The organism is Bradyrhizobium sp. S3.3.6 (assembly GCF_040546905.1).
Taxonomy (GTDB): Bacteria; Pseudomonadota; Alphaproteobacteria; order Rhizobiales; family Xanthobacteraceae; genus Bradyrhizobium; species Bradyrhizobium cytisi.
In genome coordinates this window covers 70,752-90,383 of the sequence record NZ_JBEPOT010000007.1, presented here as the reverse complement: position 1 = coordinate 90,383, position 19,632 = coordinate 70,752, and the positions used below count along the sequence as shown (strand labels likewise).

General features: G+C 57.1%; 13 protein-coding genes and 1 pseudogene. 10 read left to right on the top strand and 4 right to left on the bottom strand.

What is annotated here, in order from left to right; translation table 11 throughout:
- Positions 1–465: 465 nt before the first annotated feature.
- Genes ABID59_RS21080 through ABID59_RS21065 form a run of 4 tightly spaced genes read right to left on the bottom strand, consistent with a single transcriptional unit; the run spans position 466 to position 4,433 of the window.
- Positions 466–1,548 (bottom strand): ABC transporter ATP-binding protein, encoded by a 1,083-nt coding sequence (locus tag ABID59_RS21080; protein WP_354084629.1) that lies wholly within the window; start codon positions 1,546–1,548, stop codon positions 466–468.
- A 12-nt stretch (positions 1,549–1,560) separates the two neighbouring features.
- Entirely contained in the window at positions 1,561–2,451 is an 891-nt protein-coding gene (locus ABID59_RS21075; RefSeq protein WP_354084628.1) for an ABC transporter permease, read from the bottom strand.
- 7 nt (positions 2,452–2,458) lie between these two features.
- Positions 2,459–3,307, bottom strand: a complete 849-nt coding sequence (locus tag ABID59_RS21070; protein WP_354084627.1) for an ABC transporter permease — start codon at positions 3,305–3,307, stop codon at positions 2,459–2,461.
- Positions 3,308–3,353: 46 nt separating this feature from the next.
- Positions 3,354–4,433 (bottom strand): ABC transporter substrate-binding protein, encoded by a 1,080-nt coding sequence (locus tag ABID59_RS21065; protein ID WP_354084626.1) that lies wholly within the window; start codon positions 4,431–4,433, stop codon positions 3,354–3,356.
- A 403-nt stretch (positions 4,434–4,836) separates the two neighbouring features.
- On the opposite strand from ABID59_RS21065, the gene ABID59_RS21060 reads away from it, so the two are divergent.
- The 10 genes and pseudogenes from ABID59_RS21060 (at position 4,837) to ABID59_RS21015 (ending at position 19,600) form a co-directional block, all read left to right on the top strand.
- The gene (locus ABID59_RS21060; protein WP_354084625.1) at positions 4,837–5,862 is read left to right on the top strand and encodes an NAD(P)-dependent oxidoreductase; all 1,026 of its coding nucleotides are present in this window, start codon (positions 4,837–4,839) and stop codon (positions 5,860–5,862) included.
- Between the two features lie 628 nt (positions 5,863–6,490).
- Entirely contained in the window at positions 6,491–7,717 is a 1,227-nt protein-coding gene (locus ABID59_RS21055) for a RidA family protein (protein WP_354084624.1), read from the top strand.
- A gap of 319 nt (positions 7,718–8,036) precedes the next feature.
- On the top strand, positions 8,037–9,098 hold the full coding sequence (locus ABID59_RS21050) for an ABC transporter substrate-binding protein (RefSeq protein WP_354084623.1): 1,062 nt from the start codon (positions 8,037–8,039) through the stop codon (positions 9,096–9,098).
- Positions 9,099–9,503: 405 nt separating this feature from the next.
- Complete coding sequence (locus tag ABID59_RS21045; protein WP_354084802.1) at positions 9,504–10,421, top strand: ribokinase; 918 nt, start codon at positions 9,504–9,506, stop codon at positions 10,419–10,421.
- Positions 10,422–10,809: 388 nt separating this feature from the next.
- Positions 10,810–12,954 carry an ADP-ribosylglycohydrolase family protein gene (locus ABID59_RS21040; protein ID WP_354084622.1) on the top strand — a complete coding sequence of 715 codons (2,145 nt, stop codon included), beginning with the start codon at positions 10,810–10,812 and terminating at the stop codon, positions 12,952–12,954.
- 535 nt (positions 12,955–13,489) lie between these two features.
- Positions 13,490–14,342, top strand: a pseudogene (locus ABID59_RS21035) (IS256 family transposase); the annotation flags it as partial.
- Positions 14,343–15,169: 827 nt separating this feature from the next.
- Positions 15,170–16,264, top strand: coding sequence for an ABC transporter ATP-binding protein (locus ABID59_RS21030; protein WP_354084621.1), 1,095 nt, complete (start codon positions 15,170–15,172; stop codon positions 16,262–16,264).
- A gap of 119 nt (positions 16,265–16,383) precedes the next feature.
- Positions 16,384–17,448, top strand: a complete 1,065-nt coding sequence (locus tag ABID59_RS21025; RefSeq protein WP_354084620.1) for an ABC transporter substrate-binding protein — start codon at positions 16,384–16,386, stop codon at positions 17,446–17,448.
- 65 nt (positions 17,449–17,513) lie between these two features.
- Positions 17,514–18,764: an ABC transporter permease gene (locus tag ABID59_RS21020; RefSeq protein WP_354084619.1), complete on the top strand. Its 1,251-nt coding sequence runs from the start codon at positions 17,514–17,516 to the stop codon at positions 18,762–18,764.
- 5 nt (positions 18,765–18,769) lie between these two features.
- Positions 18,770–19,600, top strand: coding sequence for an ABC transporter permease (locus ABID59_RS21015; protein WP_354084618.1), 831 nt, complete (start codon positions 18,770–18,772; stop codon positions 19,598–19,600).
- Positions 19,601–19,632 lie beyond the last annotated feature (32 nt).

Sequence of the window (19,632 nt, the reverse complement as noted above, 5' to 3'; positions counted from 1 at the left end):
CTTTTTTTGAAGCTCAGCCCTTCGGCATGCACAAACGTCCACACCGCCCGCATATCTGTCTTGATCCCGCGCGCCGCCAGTTCCCGTGTCGGCTTCCGCAACGTGAACGGCCCCGAGAGAACGCGCTTGCGCAGCCAGTCAGCATTGGCACCGGACAAAACCGGCTTCTTGTGACCACCGATCTTGCCGGGCGAAACGCCTCCAGTCTCCCGCCTCAGATTCTTCCACCTCGTTACACAGGACAGGCTAATCTAGCGCCTCGGCAATCGAACGAACCGTCTCCCCTGCGTCCGCCCGCGCCAGAGCGCGTTCACGAAGGTCTTCCGAATAGGGTCGCGTCATCCATGCTGGCCCCGTTCTCCAGCATGGAGCTTGAATCAGAAATCCGTCCCGCTGGGAATCCCGATTCTACAAAACAACAACATGCACTAATCGCAGTGAGCCCGATGCGCCCTCAGATATTCGCTAGAACACAAGCACATCCGAGGCTTGAAAATAGGCTCGCACAGGTTGTCCGGATACAACTCCTGGATTTCGGCCGACGTTCTTCCTAATGGCCAATAGGCGCCGTTTTCCGGGAAGCTCGACGACCACATGCACGTCAGGTCCGAGAGGTGCAACGTCTAAAACCATGCCGGCTAGAATATTCTGTTCAGGATCGTGAGTCGGTTCGGGGGCCGCGCCGTCGAAAAGTTCGATGTGTTCTGGTCTCACGCAAAGGGCCGCATCACTACGATTGGATTGCACCGCTCTTGCCCGAATTTCAAATCCCTCCTCAGTGATGTAGGAGCTGAGGCTTCGATTCATTTCGCCGCCAGGAACTGCCTGAAACCAGTTTGACCTTCCTATAAATTCGGCAACGAATTTGTCCGCGGGCGTTCGATAGATCTCCGTCGGAGTGCCACGCTGGACGATCCTACCCGCGTGCATAACGACGACTTCGTCCCCAAGACTAAGGGCTTCCTCTTGGTCGTGCGTGACAACGATGGTGGTCGCCCCCACAATTCTCAGAATTTCCTTCAGCTCGAGACGCAGTTCAAGCCGAAGCTTAGCATCGAGCGCAGACAGCGGCTCGTCCAGAAGAACGACCTTCGGATCGGTAGCGAGAGCTCGCGCTAGTGCAACACGCTGCTGTTGTCCGCCACTCAGTTGATTTGGATATCTGGTCTCCATCCCGGCCAGCTGAACGAGCGACAGCATCTGCGCGACTCGAGATGGTACTGCGGCGGCGCGCGTTCCTCGGTACCTCATTCCGTACGCGACGTTTTGCGACACCGTCATGTGGGGGAACAGCGCATAATCCTGGAACAGAAGTCCTACATTGCGCTCGTAGGGCTTCAGTTTGCCGACATCGTCGCCGCTGATCCGCACGCTCCCGGCATCGGGCGAGACGAATCCCGCAATGATGCGCAACGTTGTTGTCTTGCCACAGCCACTCGGCCCGAGAAGCGACAAAACCTTGCCCTGCTCGACCTCCAGCGTCACACCGTCGACTGCAGTGAAACCACCATACGTTTTTGTGACATTCCTCAGCTCGAGAACATTCATATACGCAGCCCTTCAAGTTTTACGGCCAATCGCCCGCTCAAGCCCGAGCACGCGGTCCAATACGATCAGGAGAAGCAATGTAACGCTCATCAGCGCGACAGCGGCCGCGGCGATCGTGAGATCGAAGCTGGACCGGATTAAGCTTGTAAGCGCCACCGGCAGCGTAAATGTATTGAAGTCACTAAGAAAGAGACTGACCGTCACATCATCCATTGAGGTCGCGAATCCAAATACCGCTCCGGCAGCAATACCATTCTTTGCGAGCGGGAGAGTTATCGTGAAAAAGGCTTGGATTTGGTTTGCGCCGAGCGACAATGCCGCCTCGCGAAGCGTCCCGCTGATTCCGGCCAGACCAACCAGCGTCAGTCTTACTGCGAATGGAAGCGCGATGATGAGGTGTCCAGCGAACAATTTCGCAAAAACCGGCAGCCCATCGTGAACGGACAGGAACATGAGCAGGCCGAAACCAATGATCACGCCGGGTAGCACTAGGGGCGACAGAAAGGCCGTAGTCACCAGGTCGCTCCATTTCGGCGTCATCCAGCTGATTGCGAGCGCAGCGCAAGCACCGATCGTGGTCGAAGCGATAGTGGTGGCAGTTGCAAGCAACAGGCTTGTCTTGAATGCTGACCAAAGAAAGTCACTTCCAGCAAGCTGGACGAACCATTGGGTTGAAAAGCTCGTTGGAGGAAATGCACCAATATAGTCACGAGCGTCGAATGCCATGAAGACCGTCACGATGACCGGGAACAGCAGGAAGACCGAGGTTATCGTGACCACGGCGATGACGCCGATGCGAAGGACGGCGTCCGCCGTTCGCTTGTGGAGCGCCAGCCTTAAGGCGAGATTCGCATTGATGCCGTGCTCCACCTGAACCACAGCCGCCTCTTCGGTCTTCAGCATCGCAGTCTCACGTCCGTTCAAACGAGGTTGCCAGTCTAGACATGCTGAATATCATGAGCAGCGAAAGGGCCATCATGACGATCGAAATGGCTGCGCCGCTCGGATAGTCAGCGACCTCGCTAAATCGGGTATAAATTAAATTCGAGATGAACAGCACGCGACCGCGCCCAAGGATCCAAGGTATAATGAATGCGCTGACTCCAAGTGTCATCGAGACCACAAATGCAGAGAAGATGCCCCGGGTACACAAGGGGATTGTCACGGTGATGTGGGACGATAGCGCCGAGGCGCCTAGAGACTGAGCAGCTTCGATCAGGCGCGGGTTTAGGTTTTGAATGGCTCCGAACAAGATCAGGATCGACATGGGGATGGCGTAGTGAAGCAATCCGGCGACGATGACGAAATTGATGTATTGTCTACCATTCGGGTTGATGTTCATGAACGACATCACCGGAGAGAGAACTCCCGCGGAGCCAAAGGTCAGCTCAAGCGCATAAACCCGCACTAATGCGCTGAGGAACATGAGGCCCACGATCGCCGAAAGCGAAGCTTTCCGTGCTGAAAGAGACTCGGTCCTTGCTATGCAATAGGAAATAGGAAAAGCAATGAAGACCGCGACGACGGAAGCGCAGAAGGCCAAGAAATACGTTTGAGCAAAATATTGCACGTAAGCTGGTAGAAGAAGCTCTGCATAGTTTGCGAGTGTAAGCGAGGCTCCTTGCACTGATCCGATGCGACCGGGCTCGAACACGCGGAAGCTCTCGTCGAGCACCATCAAAATTGGCGCTACTAATAACAGCGCGAAGACTGCCACAGCGGGTAGCAACAGCAGCACTTTAGACCTGGCGGCGCTCATGTTGTTTCCACCCAACCCACCTATTGTCGATTAGCTGGCCAAACGCTCAAAGAAGGGGCGCAATCTCCTGCTCCCACCTCTTCATCCAAGCATCTGTCTGTGTGGAGAGGAACGCCCAGTCGGGGATATAAGCAAATCTCTCCATCTGCTCGTTATTGAACGTGATGGGCTTGATCTCGTCGGATACCTTCGACTTGATGTTGACGGGTACGCCACTAATGGCTCGATTGAATTCGGCATTCGTCTCGGGTGCAATTGCGAAGTTCGCAAACTTGAACGCTGCATCAGTATGACCGCCTTTCAAGACGCACCAACCCTCGTGATAGATGAATGTGCGAAAGCCGGAGTCTTTCTCCATTTTGCTCAGAAAGCGAATTTTGAGGTTTCGTGCCCGTTCCATTGGAGCTGATGCGCCTTGAATGCTAAGACAGGTCTCTCCCGAAGTGATCGACGTGGTGATGTCAGTATCCGCATTTGCGACGCGGCCGATATTTCCACTGCGCGCCAGCTTCTTCATGAATTCCCATGCTGGCTCCATATTTTTCTCGTCGCCGCCTTTATGCAACGCAAGCGAGAGCATCTGAAGATTAGATCCGAGCGAAGGGACTGGGAAGCAGATCTTGCCCTTCAAACGCGGATCGAGGAGATCGTCGAGTTTGGCAATCGGGAACGGAGCGGTGTCCTCACGGTAGTACCAGATCATCGCTGAGATGGTTCTCGGGATATTTATAACGTTTCCGCCGCCGTCTTTAACCAGCAGCTTGTGCGGAATGTCTACCAGATTTGGGACCCGTTCCGTCGTGACTGGCTCCGCCCAACCTTCCCGGGCGATCATTTGCCATGAGGGATCCCATCCGGTGAGGAGATCGATCCCGGGGTTTGGCCATTTCGCCTTGATCTTCGGGAGGATGGCCATCGCCCCTCCAGCGTGCAGCTGCCAATTGACCTTGATGTCGGATTGCTTTGCTGCGAGCTTCTTGATCTCGTTCGCGTAATTCCCGCCCCAATCGACTGCAGTGATTGTCTCTTCGGCGCGGGCGCCGACAGTGGTCGCGAGCGATCCGCTCGCGCCAATAGCCGCGGCCGAAGTTGCACTTTTCAGAAATTGGCGGCGTGTACTAAACATGCTCGTCTCCCCCTGTGAAGGCGCCTAGCCGTCTTCCAGGGCGAGCATACCACCCTCAGCAAGCGATAAATTCTTCGTAGTGCGCACCGTAGGGGCATAAATTCGGCGGCGGCTACGTGCAAAGTGATGGATTTATGTGGCGCAGGGGGAGTGGGCCGCCTTGTCCGCCGCGCTCTACACGCTCCCATCGGGCCGTGTGCCCCGCTAATTCTTGCACATCGGCCCTGAACCTTCCAGAAAATGGGGAAACAGATTTTCGCGATAAGAAGCTCACTTATTGCACAAAATCGCCACGTTCGACGCGGATTGCGCAGCAAACAGCTGCGATTCGGCCGGTAGACTAAGGTGGAATGAGGCCATCAAGCATTCAAACACTCGGTAGGACAGATCAGGGGGTTAAAAGATGAAGGTGCTCTGCTTGTGGTACGCGGTGCAAGACGAGATCGATTACATTAAGGGTGCAATGCCAGCTGGCACAGAGGTCGTAGCCCCGAAGGGAGACTATCTCTCCCGATTTGACTGCGCATACTCTGATGTGAAGCACCTCGCAGTCGACGCCGATGCGATCATAGCCCTGAGCGTGCCCGAGGGCGTTCTTGAAGTCGCTCAAAAACTAAAGATCTTCTCCTGGCTACATTCCGGCGTGGATGACCTGCGGCAAATGGGAGCGCTAGCGCTCTTCAAGCAACGCGGCGTGAAACTGACGAACATTCGGGGTGCCAACGCGGTCGCAGTTGCAGAGCAAGCAATGATGTTTGTGCTGGCTCTGGCGAAGAAGACTCTGCTCAAGCACAACGCTCTGCAGGAGCGGCAGAAGCCGTTTCCGGTCTATGCCGACGAGAATCGCTCGGCCATGTTGCATGGTCGTACGATCGGGATCATCGGCCTCGGCCAAATCGGCAGTCGAGTCGCGAAGCACGCAAAGGGCTTTGACATGCAGGTGATTGGCGTCCGGCGAAACAAGGGTAAACCGGTGGATTACGTCGATGCCGTTTACGGGATCGACGAATTACACTCGGCATTAGCGAAATGCGACTATGTCGTGGTGGCGACCCCTAACACCACCGAAACCAATCAGCTGATAGGAACGGCGGAACTCGCGGCTATGAAGCCCTCGGCCTTTCTGGTCAACATTTCGCGGGGAGCTGTGATCCAAGAGAAGCCTCTCTATGAAGCACTTACCTCAGGCCGTTTGCGCGGCTACGCGGCAGACGTTTGGTGGAGTTATGGGTTCGGGCGAGCGTTTCCGGCTGGCTCAGGGTCTCGCCTCGGGGTCCACAAGCTACCGAGCGTTATTGGCTCGGACGATCAAGCTGCGAATGCCGACGATGTGCTGCAACGTAATATCGAATGGGGCACCAAGAACCTGTTGGAATTTGTCAAAGGCGGCCAGCTCACGCGGGAGGTTAGCCTGGAGCTGGGTTACTGACTGAGTCATCGCCCCCCCCAGCGACTGCTCGCTCATCGAGGCCGTCTAGCGCTCGGCGAGCTTTTGCCTTTGATTTCGTGTCTACCGGCAGCAAACTCTCACAAGAAGTTTGCTGCTGCGTTCGTAGGAGGCTTAGTTCTCTCCATCGGTGTAGGGTTTCCGTTCCGGTCAGCGCTGTGATCCCTGCATGCTGCTAGACGGAGTTCGAATCCGTCATACAGAGTGCGCGGGCAGTGCTGCTTGTGCCTGATCTCGAGCGGCAATTCTCGCGCATTAAACGCGCTCGCGACGAGCGTCCAATGCTTTGCCGCTGGGTGGCGAAGATAGAAGGCAAAGCTCCAGGTAGGCGGTAAGCGTCCCGATCATTGCTATTGGCGACATTGAACTGATCGGCCCCCTTGTGCGGCATGATCGTCAACCCGAAGACCCTTGCAGGCACATAAGCGCCTAACAGTCTCACCGGCAACCACTGTTGTGTTCGATTTATGAAACACCTCCTATACTTTTCAGTCATTTACGAGTCTGAAGAAAACGCCTTTTCAACACACCAGAGCAGCGTAAGGTGCGCCCAGCCTGAAGCTTCACAACAAATTCGGTGCTGGTCAGAGCACGTGGGGGAATGCCCGAAATGAAATCATCCTTAGTCTGGAATCTCCCCATCGACCACACTCACCACCTGTCCGGTAGTGCTGGTGCGATGACCTTCGTCGGCGGAGCGGGTGACTTCGACTCCGCAGGTCGGATACGCAATCCGGGAGAGTTCGACCAGCAGATCGAAGGAGCGATGACTAATTTGGCGGAAGCTCTCGCCACCGAATCCTGCACACTTGAAGACGTCGTCCGACTGAAGGCACACTTTACAGCCGAACGCGATGATTGGGAGGTGATCGCGGCGTTAGCTCGGTTCTTCCCGTCGGATCCGATGCCGGTAATTAGCACCATGCCCGAGGCATTCCAGCCTTTTGCCGAGCAGACCATCCAGATCCAGGCCATCGCGCAGCGGGGCTGGCGGGACTTAGCCGATGTGCGCGCAATAGCGCGCCCGGTGCCAGAACAAAGGAAGGCGCTGTTCAGGGGCCGAGAGGTTACCGCGGGTCTGCGCGCCGGTGAGTTCATCGCGGTTGCGAACCGTGCCGCCGAAGTTGCCGAAGGCTCCGTAGAGCAGCCGGATGACCCTGTGACCCAGAGCCACTGGATCATGGAGAAACACGGGGAGACATTGGCTGCGCTTGGAGCTTCCCTACAAGATACCATCAAGCTGGAAGGTTATTACTTTGGCAGTACGCGCGAGCAATGGATGCCGTTGTCCAAGGCCCGGGCGAGCCACTACCGAGAACCGGGCCCTGTCGCGACGGTGGTTCCTTGCCACCGCCTCAATCCAAAGGGCGCGCAGACCAAGATCGAAGTGATGGCAATGCGCGAGTTGCGCAACGGCTACGACAAGTACATTCCGCGAGAAGACCACTGGCCGGCGCGCGTATGGGACTGGACTTGGGCCACCCCTTACCGTCAGGCCATCAGACTGCGAGACATGATCTGGCTCGGGGGCCAGGTGCCTGCACAGCCGTACGACAACAAGGGCCGATCGGTGATGGAGGGGCAGCTCCTGCCGCAGACGCGCTTCACGATGAGCTACATCGAAGATCTTCTTCGCCCCTTCGGGCGCTCACCTGCCGATTTGAAGCTCATGGTGTGCTACTTCACCTCTACAGGTACGGAAGCCGAGACGGTGGCCTTCGCCAAGACGCTTGCGGATTGCATGGGTGGTGCGCTCCCACCCGTTACTTTCGTGCCCAAGCCGATGTTGCACAGCCCCAGCACCACTGTGGAGATCTGGGGGGTCGCGCAAGGGTGATCACACTCAACTCCCATAATCACACACCCGTGCGGAGTTCGCTCGGGCCGTCCGGGCTCCGCTCCCGACGTTTCCAGCTTTAGAGCGCTTTCCATTCGAGTCCGCATACCTCCCTGCGCAGTGAAGCTAGCACAGCTGCGCTGATCCACCGGGAGGTAACTTCAATTAAGCAACCGCGAGCGAGCATCGCGCAAGGATTGTAGACGATCGCGCATCGGTCCGTCTACCGCGGCCTTTTTGCGGATGCACCACTATCTGCAATTTGAACAACGAACTGCAAGATCCAGTCGATCACGGGTTGGAATAGGAGGAGTAGAAAATGGACAAATCAAAGAGGGTTCTCAGTATCTTGCTACTAACGTGCCTGACAGCAGGAGGGTTGGGCTCAGTGAAACCGGTGTTTGCGGACGATCAGCTTACGATCGCTTCATTCGGCGGAGCCTATCAGGCGGCACAGAGAAAGGTCTATTTCGAGCCGTACGCCAAGAAGGCGGGCGTGAAGATATCTGAGGAGGAGTTCAACAGCGAGACTTCAAAGATCCGCGCCATGGTGGAGTCTAAAAGCGTTAGCTGGGACGCAGTCGACATGGATGCTGTGGGGGGCGAGCAATTGTGCGCCGAGGGGGCACTTGAAACGATAGACTGGAAGCGGCTTGGCCTTGATAGAAGCAGGTTTACGGGCGCAGATAACGATTGCGTGGTACCGGCTGACTTTTACGCAACGATTCTCGCCTACGATAAGGACAAACTTCCGAACGGTCCAAAGACTCTCAACGACTTATTCGACACTCAGAAATTCCCAGGCAAGCGCGGGCTGTATAAGAGTCCATTCGGAAACTTGGAGTGGGCCCTTATTGCCGATGGCGTTGCGGTCAAAGACGTTTACAGCGTACTCGGGACATCCGCCGGCGTAGACCGGGCTTTGAAGAAGTTGGATACCATAAAGAAGGACGTTGTCTGGTGGCAAACTGGCGCACAGGCACCACAGCTTCTCGCCGATGGTCAGGTCGTGATGACGTCAGCCTGGAATGGCCGCATCTATGACGCGGTAAAGAACTCGGGTAAGCACTTTGAAATACTATGGGATGCCCAGGAACTTGGGATGAATGTCTGGGTCATTCCCAAAGGGGGGCCGCGCGTTGATGCAGCATACAAGTTCATCGCGTTCGTCACCTCTGGCTCAGTACAGGCCGATCAAACTCGGTACATCCCTTATGGACCTGCTAACAGGGATGCTATCGCGCACGTTGATCCTGCGGTCCTGCCGCACCTACCGACGGCACCTGACCACATGACTAATGCCCTTCTGATTGACGCCGCCTTCTGGGGCGAAAGGGGAGACGAGTTGCGTCAACGTTTCACGGCATGGCTTGCGAAATGATATCCCGACGGCGAGGAGAGATTCGCACTCCTCGCCGGTATAGAGGCGGAGATCCGGGGGTGCTCAAAATCGTCCGAACACCAGAGTGGCCGCAACCGCGCTGCCCCGGCCTTCAATGTAGGCCGCTCTTGACGTTTGCTCCACGTCGTTTCAGTGCAAAGTGCGGGGGCGCCGGTCTGCGGATTGCCATGCCCCGCCAGCGCGTGCTCGACACCAATGGGGGGTGCTGTGTTTCACGGCGCCTACATCTATTCGTATCTGGCACATGCCGGTAAAAGCTGGCGCGAGCATTTCGACTTCGCGCGCGCGGCGTCAACCTTCAAGATCCAGCGTCTCGGCAATGAGGCGGGCCTTCCCACCCTCGTCGAGATCAACAATCAGGGTCTAACCTCTCCGGGGTATCGCATGGGCGGCGTCTTCGTCGGCGGCAGCATCAACATGGATGTGGTGGCGAGGGCCGACCGGCATCCCAAAATCGGTGAGACCGTCGCCGGCAAGCAGGTGTTGTATTTCCCCGGCGGTAAAGGAGCCAATCAGGCCGTCGCGGCGGCGCGTCTTGGCGTCGGGACCACTCTGGTGGGCCGCGTCGGCAAGGACGCCTTCGGCGCTGAGCTCGCTTCCTTTCTGGCCGACCAGGGGATCGACCTCGGATATTTGCAGCAGACGAGTGAGGCTCATACCGGCACCGCGATCATCACGGTCGCCGAAGCCGATAACACCATTGTCGTCATCCCCGGCGCGAACGCGCTTCTCGGCCCCGAGGATGTCGGCGGCGTGCCTCTCGTCAAGGGAGATGTCGCCGTCAGTCAGTTCGAGATCCCACTGCCGACAATTTCGGCGTTCTTTCGCTGTGCGTGCATCGCGAAAGCAACAACGCTGCTCAACCCTGCTCCGGCGCAGACGTTCGACCGCGGACTCCTTGAGCTCGTCGACATTCTCGTGCTGAACGAAACTGAGCTTGGATTGCTGACCGCAACCGCGCTGTCCGACGCTATCGAGGTCGCCGGGATCGTTGAAGCGGCCCGCCGTATCCAGGTCGGCGCTGAGCAGATCATCTGTGTCACACTCGGCAGACGCGGTATCGTCGCGCTCGCCGGGCGCGAGGTGTTGATCGTGCAGGGGCGTATCGTGAAAGCGATCGACACGACGGGCGCCGGTGACTGCTTCGTCGGCACGCTCGCCGCGCAGCTTGCCGATGCGGTTCCGTTGCGCGAGGCGCTGGTGTTCGCCAATGCCGCCGCCTCGATTTCGGTGCAAAGGATGGGCGCAGGCCCGTCGATGCCGACTGCGAAAGAGGTCGCTGCCGTCCTCACAGCCGGCTGATCAGGTCACCGCGCTTGAGGTCGAAGCTCTCATGGCCAGCGTGGCACGCAAACAGTCTCTCCGCCTGTCTCGGTGGTACAGTCGCCGACGTGCGGTCGAGGATCTATCAAGTTGCATTGGAAGGTTGGCTGAAGCGGTCGAAAAATGTGAATGGGCATTGAACCGCTTAGTAATCAAAATTGCTGCAGGAGTTATAAGTAGATTGGTAAGAAGCAAGGATACTGACTCGCAGTCTCCAACCGCGCGCCATGCAGAAGACGCCGGCCTTTTCTGAAGCAACCCGCGCGCACATTCTCCAAGCGGCAGGCGACACCGAAGCAGAACAGCGAATAATTCAAGTACCACATCGGAAGCGCTCGTTGGTACAAGTAAAATAAAGGGACAAACAATGATCGTCATTCCTCACGATTACGCTGAACGCGTATATGCGGGCGTAATAGGCAAGCTGATTGGGGTTTACCTCGGGCGACCCTTTGAGGGCTGGACCTACGAGCGAATTATGCAGCAGTTGGGCCCCATCAACTACTATGTGAATGAAAGGCGCGATGTCGCCCTCCTTTCGCACCAACTAGTCGTCACAGACGATGACTTGGCTGGAACCTTCGCGTTCCCTCGTGCGCTTGCCGACAACGGCTTCCCGCAGCGCCTCACATCGGAGCAGGTCGGACAGGCTTGGCTCAACTACATCGTGGAAGAGCGTTCTACGCTTTGGTGGGGCGGCATTGGGAATTCGACCGAGCATACCGCTTATCTTCGACTGAAGTCCGGTATTCCCGCGCCAAAGAGCGGCTCAATCGAACTGAACGGCAGAACCGTTGCCGAACAAATAGGTGCGCAGATTTTCATTGACGGCTGGGCGATGGTCAGTCCCGGCGATCCTGAGCAGGCGGCCTTTCTCGCTGAGCAGGCTGCGCGCGTTAGTCATGACGGTGAGGCTGTACACGCCGCGAAGTTGCTTGCAGCCATGGAAGCTCAAGCGTTTGTCGAGACGGACGTGCAAAAACTGATCGATGTGGGGCTCGACGTCTTGCCCGGAGACGCATTGATCCGCCGCGTCGTGGAAGATGTCCGGAGCTGGCATGCCGCAGACACTCATCGCGACTGGCAGCGCACGCGGGCTCTTATTGCCCAGCGTTACGGCTATGACAAGTTCACGGGCGGCTGCCATATTGTCCCCAATCACGCGTTGATTATCCTTGCGACCCTTTATGGAGAACATAGCTTCCAGGAAGCGATGAGAATTGCGAATACGGCAGGCTGGGACACTGATTGCAACGCCGGAAATGTCGGTTGCCTTTTCGGAATTAGGACCGGGCTTGCTGGTCTAGATGCCGGCCCCGATTTGCGAACGCCAATTGCCGACCGTATCTATATCTCCTCCGCTGATGGAGGCGCTGCCATCACCGATGCAGTGATCGAAACGCGGGCCCTAGTCTCAGCCGGTTATGTGCTTGCCGGCGTCAAACCGCCACCTGCTTCGAAGAGCGGTGCACGATTTAGCTTTGAATTCCCTGGAAGCCTTCAAGGATTCCAGTGTGAGACCGGTTCAGCGGCTTTGGTGCATCCTGTTGAATTGAGGAACGTTTCGGGTCATAGCCGGGAAGGCACGCGCTGTCTCGCGATCGAATTTTCGCGCCTCGCCCGCGGCCGCGTTGCACGAGTGGGATCTGCGACGTTCTTCGGCAAGGATGTTTTCGCCATGCGGACCTACGAGCTGATGGCGAGCCCTACACTTTACTCTGGGCAGGCAATCGAATGCGGTGTTTCGGCTGACTCGAATAACACAGCGGCAATCGCGCTTCGCCTATTCATCAGCGCATTCAATCAATCCGACGAGCTTATGAGAATCTACGGAGAAACCATAGAGCTTGCACCTTCGGACGGACGTGTCATGCAATGGAAAGTTCCGGATACGGGAGGTTATCCGATTTACAATGTTGGCCTAGAGCTTGAAGCGACGAATTCGACTGGAGTAGATGGAGCCCTTTATCTGGATTACGTTCGCTGGGAAGGTGCACCTGATCTAACGTTGCGCCGTCCAGACGACGACAGCGTCATGTGGAAGCACGCGTGGGTAAATGACGCGAGCCATTTTCAGATCAGGTGGGAAGACGGCCTTCGCATCTCCAACAAAAGCGGTTTAGGTGCGATCTTTCAGGGATCTAGAGATTGGAAAGATTATTCCGTGGAGGCGGATATCAAGCCTCTCATTGGAGACCAATGGGGGCTCGCCGCCCGAGTTCAGGGACGGGAAAGATATTACGCTCTGATGTTCGATAAGGGTGGGAAGATCCGTCTTGCGAGGCGCTGTCATATTATGGAGGAAATCGCTAGCGTGCCGTTCGTCTGGAACCTTGATCAGACTTACATCTGCAGGCTAGAGGCGACCGGGAGTACACTCCGCGGCTATGTCGACGACAGGCTTGTCCTTCAGGCTGAAGACGCCGACCAAAGATTTTCGGGCGGCGGTATAGGTCTACTGATTAACACAGGTTCGATCGTAAACCGCGAAGTTCGCATTCGGCCTCTCTGAGGTGATCGGAAACATGCGCAGCAAGAAGTAGAACGGTTCAAGCCTAGCTTGCGACCACTATCCAAGCTGATTCTAGTCCGCGACGAGCAGGCAATATCGAGGTGGTCGGCGGCCCACCTTGTTCTCACGGCAGTCTGGACCCGGAAAGTGGAATCCGTTTTGCACGCACGACGTCAAGACCGTGCGCACGCGAGTGTCGGTTGGCGCGCGCGCGGTCTTCCGCGGCATTCGTCGATAAGCACCTCTCCAAACGAGTTTTAGCAACATTTTCCTACGCTTCCGCGCTGTTTGCGCTTGACCGATTTCCCAGCAGTTGCGCAGGATTTCGAAAAGTCTGCAACTGCGAAGAGCTTCCTTTAGATCTCCAGTGGCCCCGAGCAATGGATTGATCGTCCGGCGAAAGTGTTGCGCTGCGGCCTCGAGGACTTGAGAGGTTTGACATCGCTCGAAAGGTTAAAGTCACTTTTTGGCAGCCACCGGAGCTATCGCCGAAAGTTGGTGACGGCGGGAATCGGAAAGGCGGCATATCGTGGGGGTGCTTGAAGCCTCCACTTCTCCAACGAAGGAGCGATATGCCGTCTCCAACGAAAACGTCATCCAGCTGATTCAGCCAGGAATCTTCGAAGATCAACTCACAGAAGTCTTGCGTGACGGGGCACTTGCCCTTCTCGCCAAGGCGGTCGAAGCCGAGCTTGCAGACTTTCTCGGCCAGCATGCCGATTTGAAGACCGCGGACGGCCACTAGCGCGTCGTCCGCCATGGCACCTGCCGGAGCGCGAGGTGATGACCGGTATCCGTCCGGTCGCCGTCCGTCAGCCGCGTGTACGCGATCGCGACGCCGTTGCCGATCCTGGCCGCATCCGGTTCTCGCCCTCGATCCCGCCGCCCTTCAAGCGCCGTTCGAAGTCGATCGAGACGCTGCTGGCGGTCTTGTATCTGAAAGGTATCTCGACCGGCTACTTCTCCGACGCGCTGGCGGCGCTGCTTGGCAAGCATGCTTGCCGGGTTGCCGGCCTCCGCGATCGGCCGCTTGAAGGACTGCTGGCTCGACGAGCATGCCGCGTGGCAGAAGCGCGATCTGTCGGCCAAGCACTACGTCTACATCTGGGCTGATGGCATCCATCTTTAAGCCCGCCTCGAAGACGGAAGCAATGCATGCTCGTGCTGATCGGCGCGACGCCGGAAGGCCGCAAGGAACTGGTCGGCTTCACCGATGGCGCCCGGGAGAGCGCGCACGATTGGCGCGATCTGCTGCTCGATCTGAAGAGGCACGGGCTCAACGTGGCCCCGCAGCTCGTCATCGCCGATGGCACACTCGGGTTCTGGAAGGCGGCCGGTGAGGTCTGGCCGAAACGCGCGAGCAGCGCTGCTGGGTGCACAAGACCGCCCGATCGAGGTCATCACCAAGTCGACCGACCGCCAGCCCACAACCGCCGCCGCCTAACCGGCTTAGGCCGTGACCAAAATTTGGCGATAGCTTCAGCCACGGCGATTTGACATCAAGAGAATGTCTATGCGCAAAATGGCTGCGCGTAATGAGCGAACCCCAGCGTTTAGACCCCAAGATGTAGTCGTTCACCAATTACCGCTGATAACAATCGAGTCCGACCAGGGTATGTCATTGATGAACTGAAATTGATCGCCATCTCTGGGCCCGTCTAACGGCGCCACCTCCCGTAATGAACGGAGATCGAGATCAGCACAGGCAAGAATACTGGAAGTGGCCGGGACTTCGTCGTGTAGATCAGACTAGGCCAGACCAATCCAGGCCAGACCGGTGCGCCATCGTCGCTTAATCGAGCGAGTGGAGACATCGCTGGGCCGGCGGGGAACGACTGAGTGCGACATCCCCCTGCGGCGTCTGCTGGCAATATTGTTTTGGGACCGGAGTGTCTTGTTGCTACCAAACCGCTGGCGACTCAAAACATTGCTAGTCCGATTAGTTGCGCAGAATTTCTCCTCAATACGGCTTAAGATCGAAGAATCTCCCCGTTCCGAGCGAATATGTTTTGTTGAAAGATAAACACAATGCGGCCGCAACTCCGCAAAGGCGCACGTGGGAGGGGAATTGTACACCAACTGCTTGACCGTGAAGATGCCGTGGGCTGGGGCTTTTCCACGGTTCGACCGGGCGTTCAAATTGCAAATCGCCAAATAGCACGTGGTGGTCTGCGCGCGTAGCGGCAGCTAATAGCGCGAGATCAAGGAGAGGGTAATGCTAGGCACTCAGGCTGCGTTTGTGAAGTTTTCTGAGGTGCAAAAGACGTATGATGGTGAGACGTTAGTCGTCAAGAACCTCAACCTGGATATCGCGCAAGGCGAGTTCTTGACTATGCTGGGGCCGTCTGGCTCCGGCAAGACGACAACTCTGATGATGCTCGCCGGCTTCGAGATGCCCACTCAAGGTTGGATTCTTCTGGAGGGGCGCGCGATCGAGACGACGCCCCCGCACAAGCGCAACATCGGTATGGTTTTTCAGAACTATGCGCTTTTTCCTCACATGACCGTGGAAGAAAATCTCGCGTTTCCGCTCAAGGTTCGCAAGCTCGGCAGGGCTGAGATCGAAAGTAAGATCCGGCGGGCGCTCGACATGGTCAGGCTCGGTACCTACGCCAAGAGGCGGCCAGCTCAACTATCGGGTGGGCAGCAGCAGCGCGTAGCACTCGCCCGCGCGCTCGTATTCGATCCCAAGCTCGTGCTGATGGACGAGCCGCTCGGGGCGTTGGACAAGCAGCTCCGGGAACAGATGCAGCTGGAGATCAAGCATATCCACGAGGATCTTGGTGTCACTGTAATCTACGTGACGCACGACCAGAGCGAGGCCCTGACGATGTCGGACCGCATAGCCGTGTTCAACGACGGCGTCATCCAGCAGCTTGCCACCCCCGCCGAACTGTACGAGCGCCCGCAGAATGCCTTTGTCGCTCAGTTCATCGGCGAAAACAACCAACTGACCGGCAAAGTCATTGCGATGGATGGTGGGATCTGCACGGTGGAGATTCCGGGGTTGGGCAATGTTCAGGGGCTGCCGATCAATGTTGAGGGTGTCGATCGGCCAACCACGTTGTCTCTGCGGCCGGAGCGCGTAAAGCTGAACCCGGTGCCGGGGTCCTATTCGAACATCGTAAGCGCGCACGTTAAGGAGCTGATCTACCTTGGCGACCATGTGCGCATCCGGGCCTCGATTGCGCAACAAGACGACTTCGTCGTCAAGCTGCCGAATTCCGAAGGTGTGGCGCAGGTTGAGCCCGGAGAGCTGATCAGGCTCGGCTGGAAGACTGAAGACTGTCGGGCGCTTGACAGGCTGTAAGGTCAAACCCCGCCCATCTCCCGACACGTATAAAGCAGCCCATCACAACGGGATGGGCCGAGCCTCAGAACCACATTCCCCAATCCGCCCGGGGACAGCATAGCAGGAGAGAGTGAACCATGAGTAAGGCATTGAGGATCACGGGCGCTTGGTCTGTGATGGCGCTCGTAGCAGGGGCCCTTCCATGGGCGCAGCCCGTCCTTGCCAGCGATCAGCTTACCATCACCAGCTTCGGCGGTGCTGGACAGATGGCGACGCGAAAGGGGCAAATCGAGCCTTTCGCTAAGAAGACCGGCGTTAAGGTCACTGAGGACGAGTACGGCGGCGAGATCTCGAAGATTCGCGCCATGGTCGAATCCAAAAGCGTGAGCTGGGACTTGGTTGTCGCTGATGCAACAGCGGCATCCCAGATGTGCGCCGAAGGGATCATCGAGCGGATTGACTGGAACAAGCTCGGTCTCGACCGGGGGAAGTTTGTAGGTGCAGACCAGCAAGATTGCGGCGTTCCAGAAAATCTCTATGCGACGGTTCTGGCCTACGACAAGGATACGCTGCCGACCGGGCCGACTACCATCGCGGACTTGTTTGACCTGCAGCGTTTTCCTGGTAAGCGCGGTCTTTATAAGAGGCCCTTCGGCAATATTGAATGGGCACTCGTCGCGGATGGCGTGCCGATCAAGGACGTCTACAAAGTCCTGCGTACCCCCGCCGGTATCGAGCGCGCCTTTAACAAGCTTGATACTATCAAGAAGAATGTCGTTTGGTGGGAGACGGGCGCCCAAGCGCCTCAGCTTCTCGCTGATCGCCAGGTCGTGATGACTTCGGCCTGGAACGGGCGGATTTACGACGCGGTCAAGAATTCAGGCAAGCACTTCCAGATCATGTGGCGCGCGCAGGAGCTGGGCCTGAACGTCTGGGTCATGCCAAAGGGCGGGCAACACGTGGACACCGCTTATAAATTTCTGACATTCGCCGTCTCGCCGGCCCAACAGGCGGAACCGACGCGTTATATGGCGTATGGTCCGGCCAACAAGGAAGCGAATGCGCATGTCGACCCAGCGATACTTCCGGACCTTCCAAGTGCGCCTGACCATATGGCAGACGCCCTTCTGGTAGACACCTCGTTCTGGGCTGAGAACGGTGACGAATTGCGTCAGCGTTTCACGGCCTGGCTTGTAAAGTAAGACAACGGCTAGGAGGGCTTGCGCTCTCCTCCCCACATCAACGAATAACTCAGAGAGAGTAGCTGATGGCGACGATGGCCGCCCAGATCACCGGTAGTGCCGATCGCGTACCGCTGCGGCTCAAGCTTCAGCGTGTTGAACGTCGTCGCAAGCTTAAAGCTTTCCTTCTGGTCCTACCGCTACTGCTGTTCATCTCGACTACCTTCGTTCTGCCGATCGGACGAATGATATTCAACGCTGTTCACGAAGATACGCTGCTGAGACTGATGCCGCGCACGATGTCGGAGCTCAGAGGATGGGACGGCAAAGACTTACCCCAGGAGGGCGTCTATGCCGCGCTCGCGGCCGACCTGAAGCAATCCTGGGCCGATAAGACCGCGGCCGAGATCGGCAAGCGTATGAACTACGAACTGCCCGGCACCCGCAGCAAGGTTACCTCAAGCGCACGGAAGGTCAGCACCCTTCCCACCGACACGTATAAGGACGCTCTGATCGACATCGACCCACTCTGGGCACGCCACGAGGTCTGGAGTCTTCTGAAGCGTGGAAGCTCCGCCTACACAGCGTATTATCTCTTGCGCTCCGTCGATTTGCAGTACGGGCCGGATAGTCAGATCGTCGCCTCGCCACCAGAGAACGCAATCTTCCGTAACATCTTTTTGCTTACGCTCGGCATAAGCATCAGCGTAACGTTCGCTACCCTCGTTCTAGGCTTTCCCGTCGCCTACCTTCTCGCGTCATTACCGGCCAAGTACACCAATCTCCTAATGATCATGGTCGTGCTGCCGTTCTGGACCTCCGTGCTGGTACGCACTATCGCCTGGGTCGTGCTTCTGCAGCAGCATGGACTTGTCAACGAGGCGTTGATGGCGCTGCACATCCTTTCTCAGCCTGCCGAGCTCATATTCAACCGGGTCGGAACGATCGTGGCAATGACCCATATACAGCTGCCGTTCACGCTTCTGCCAATCTACAGCGTGATGAAGACGATCTCGCCGACTTACGTTCGCGCCGCCCGCTCACTTGGCGCGGGGCCATTCTACGCCTTCTGGAAGGTCTATTTCCCGCAGACGCTGCCAGGGATTGCTGCTGGGTGCCTACTGACGTTTATCCTCTGCCTCGGCTACTACATCACACCCGCTCTTGTCGGCGGCCCGAAGGACCAGATGGTCAGTTATTTCGTTGCCCACTACACCAATGAGGAACTCAACTGGGGAATGGCCTCTGCCCTGGGCGCCATCCTTCTGACGGCTACCCTGATCCTCTACTATGTCTTCAACAAGCTAGTCGGCACCGACCGCATGAAATTAGGTTGAGAACGATGTCTACTCTTGCGTATGCTTCTCCACTGGAGAAGGCTTGGTACTATCTGCACCGGTTGTTCTGCGGGGCAGTGCTGTTGTTTCTCATTGCGCCGATACTCGTCACCTTCCCGTTGTCGTTTAATTCTGTGCCGTTCTTCAGCTATCCCATGCCCGGCTTTTCGTTGCGCTGGTATGAGGAATTTTTCCTGACGGACCGATGGCAGTACGCGCTGCAAAATTCGATGATCGTCGCGGTCACAGTAACTTTGCTATCCACCGCATTGGGAACCGTCGCCGCACTCGGTCTGAGTCGACCGAATTTTCCGTGGCGCACGACGGTAATGAGCCTGCTAATCTCGCCCATGATCGTTCCGGCCGTGATTACCGCAGTAGGGGTCTATTTTTTTTATGCCGACGTCGGGCTGCTAAACAGCTATGCCGGATTGATCCTGGCGCATACGAGCATCGCTACGCCCTTCGTCGTCATCATCGTGACCGCGACTCTAAGCGGCTTCGACTACTCGCTGGCGCGCGCGGCAGCCAGCCTCGGTGCTGCACCAATGACCGTGTTTTTCAAAGTGACGCTGCCCTTGATCATGCCCGGCATGATTTCGGGCGCGCTCTTCGCCTTTCTCTCCTCTTTTGACGAGGTAGTGATCGCTCTTTTTGTGGCCGGAGCAGAGCAGCGTACCTTGCCCAAAGTTATGTTCGCAGGCATACGCGAGGAAATCAGTCCGACTATCATTGCCGCTGCTACGGTTTTGACATTTATATCGATTGTAGTACTTGCCGCAGCAGAACTTCTGCGCAGGCGGTCTGAGCGGCTTCGGGGCGTTCGCAGCAGCTGAGATCTATCTATTTTCTAGCCAAGCGCTGGTGC

Coding starts and splice junctions, on each gene's coding strand:
- ABID59_RS21080 (WP_354084629.1), bottom strand. CDS start 1,548: ATGAATGTTCTCGAGCTGAGGAATGTCACAAAAACGTATGGTGGTTTC.
- ABID59_RS21075 (WP_354084628.1), bottom strand. CDS start 2,451: ATGCTGAAGACCGAAGAGGCGGCTGTGGTTCAGGTGGAGCACGGCATC.
- ABID59_RS21070 (WP_354084627.1), bottom strand. CDS start 3,307: ATGAGCGCCGCCAGGTCTAAAGTGCTGCTGTTGCTACCCGCTGTGGCA.
- ABID59_RS21065 (WP_354084626.1), bottom strand. CDS start 4,433: ATGTTTAGTACACGCCGCCAATTTCTGAAAAGTGCAACTTCGGCCGCG.
- ABID59_RS21060 (WP_354084625.1), top strand. CDS start 4,837: ATGAAGGTGCTCTGCTTGTGGTACGCGGTGCAAGACGAGATCGATTAC.
- ABID59_RS21055 (WP_354084624.1), top strand. CDS start 6,491: ATGAAATCATCCTTAGTCTGGAATCTCCCCATCGACCACACTCACCAC.
- ABID59_RS21050 (WP_354084623.1), top strand. CDS start 8,037: ATGGACAAATCAAAGAGGGTTCTCAGTATCTTGCTACTAACGTGCCTG.
- ABID59_RS21045 (WP_354084802.1), top strand. CDS start 9,504: ATGGGCGGCGTCTTCGTCGGCGGCAGCATCAACATGGATGTGGTGGCG.
- ABID59_RS21040 (WP_354084622.1), top strand. CDS start 10,810: ATGATCGTCATTCCTCACGATTACGCTGAACGCGTATATGCGGGCGTA.
- ABID59_RS21030 (WP_354084621.1), top strand. CDS start 15,170: ATGCTAGGCACTCAGGCTGCGTTTGTGAAGTTTTCTGAGGTGCAAAAG.
- ABID59_RS21025 (WP_354084620.1), top strand. CDS start 16,384: ATGAGTAAGGCATTGAGGATCACGGGCGCTTGGTCTGTGATGGCGCTC.
- ABID59_RS21020 (WP_354084619.1), top strand. CDS start 17,514: ATGGCGACGATGGCCGCCCAGATCACCGGTAGTGCCGATCGCGTACCG.
- ABID59_RS21015 (WP_354084618.1), top strand. CDS start 18,770: ATGTCTACTCTTGCGTATGCTTCTCCACTGGAGAAGGCTTGGTACTAT.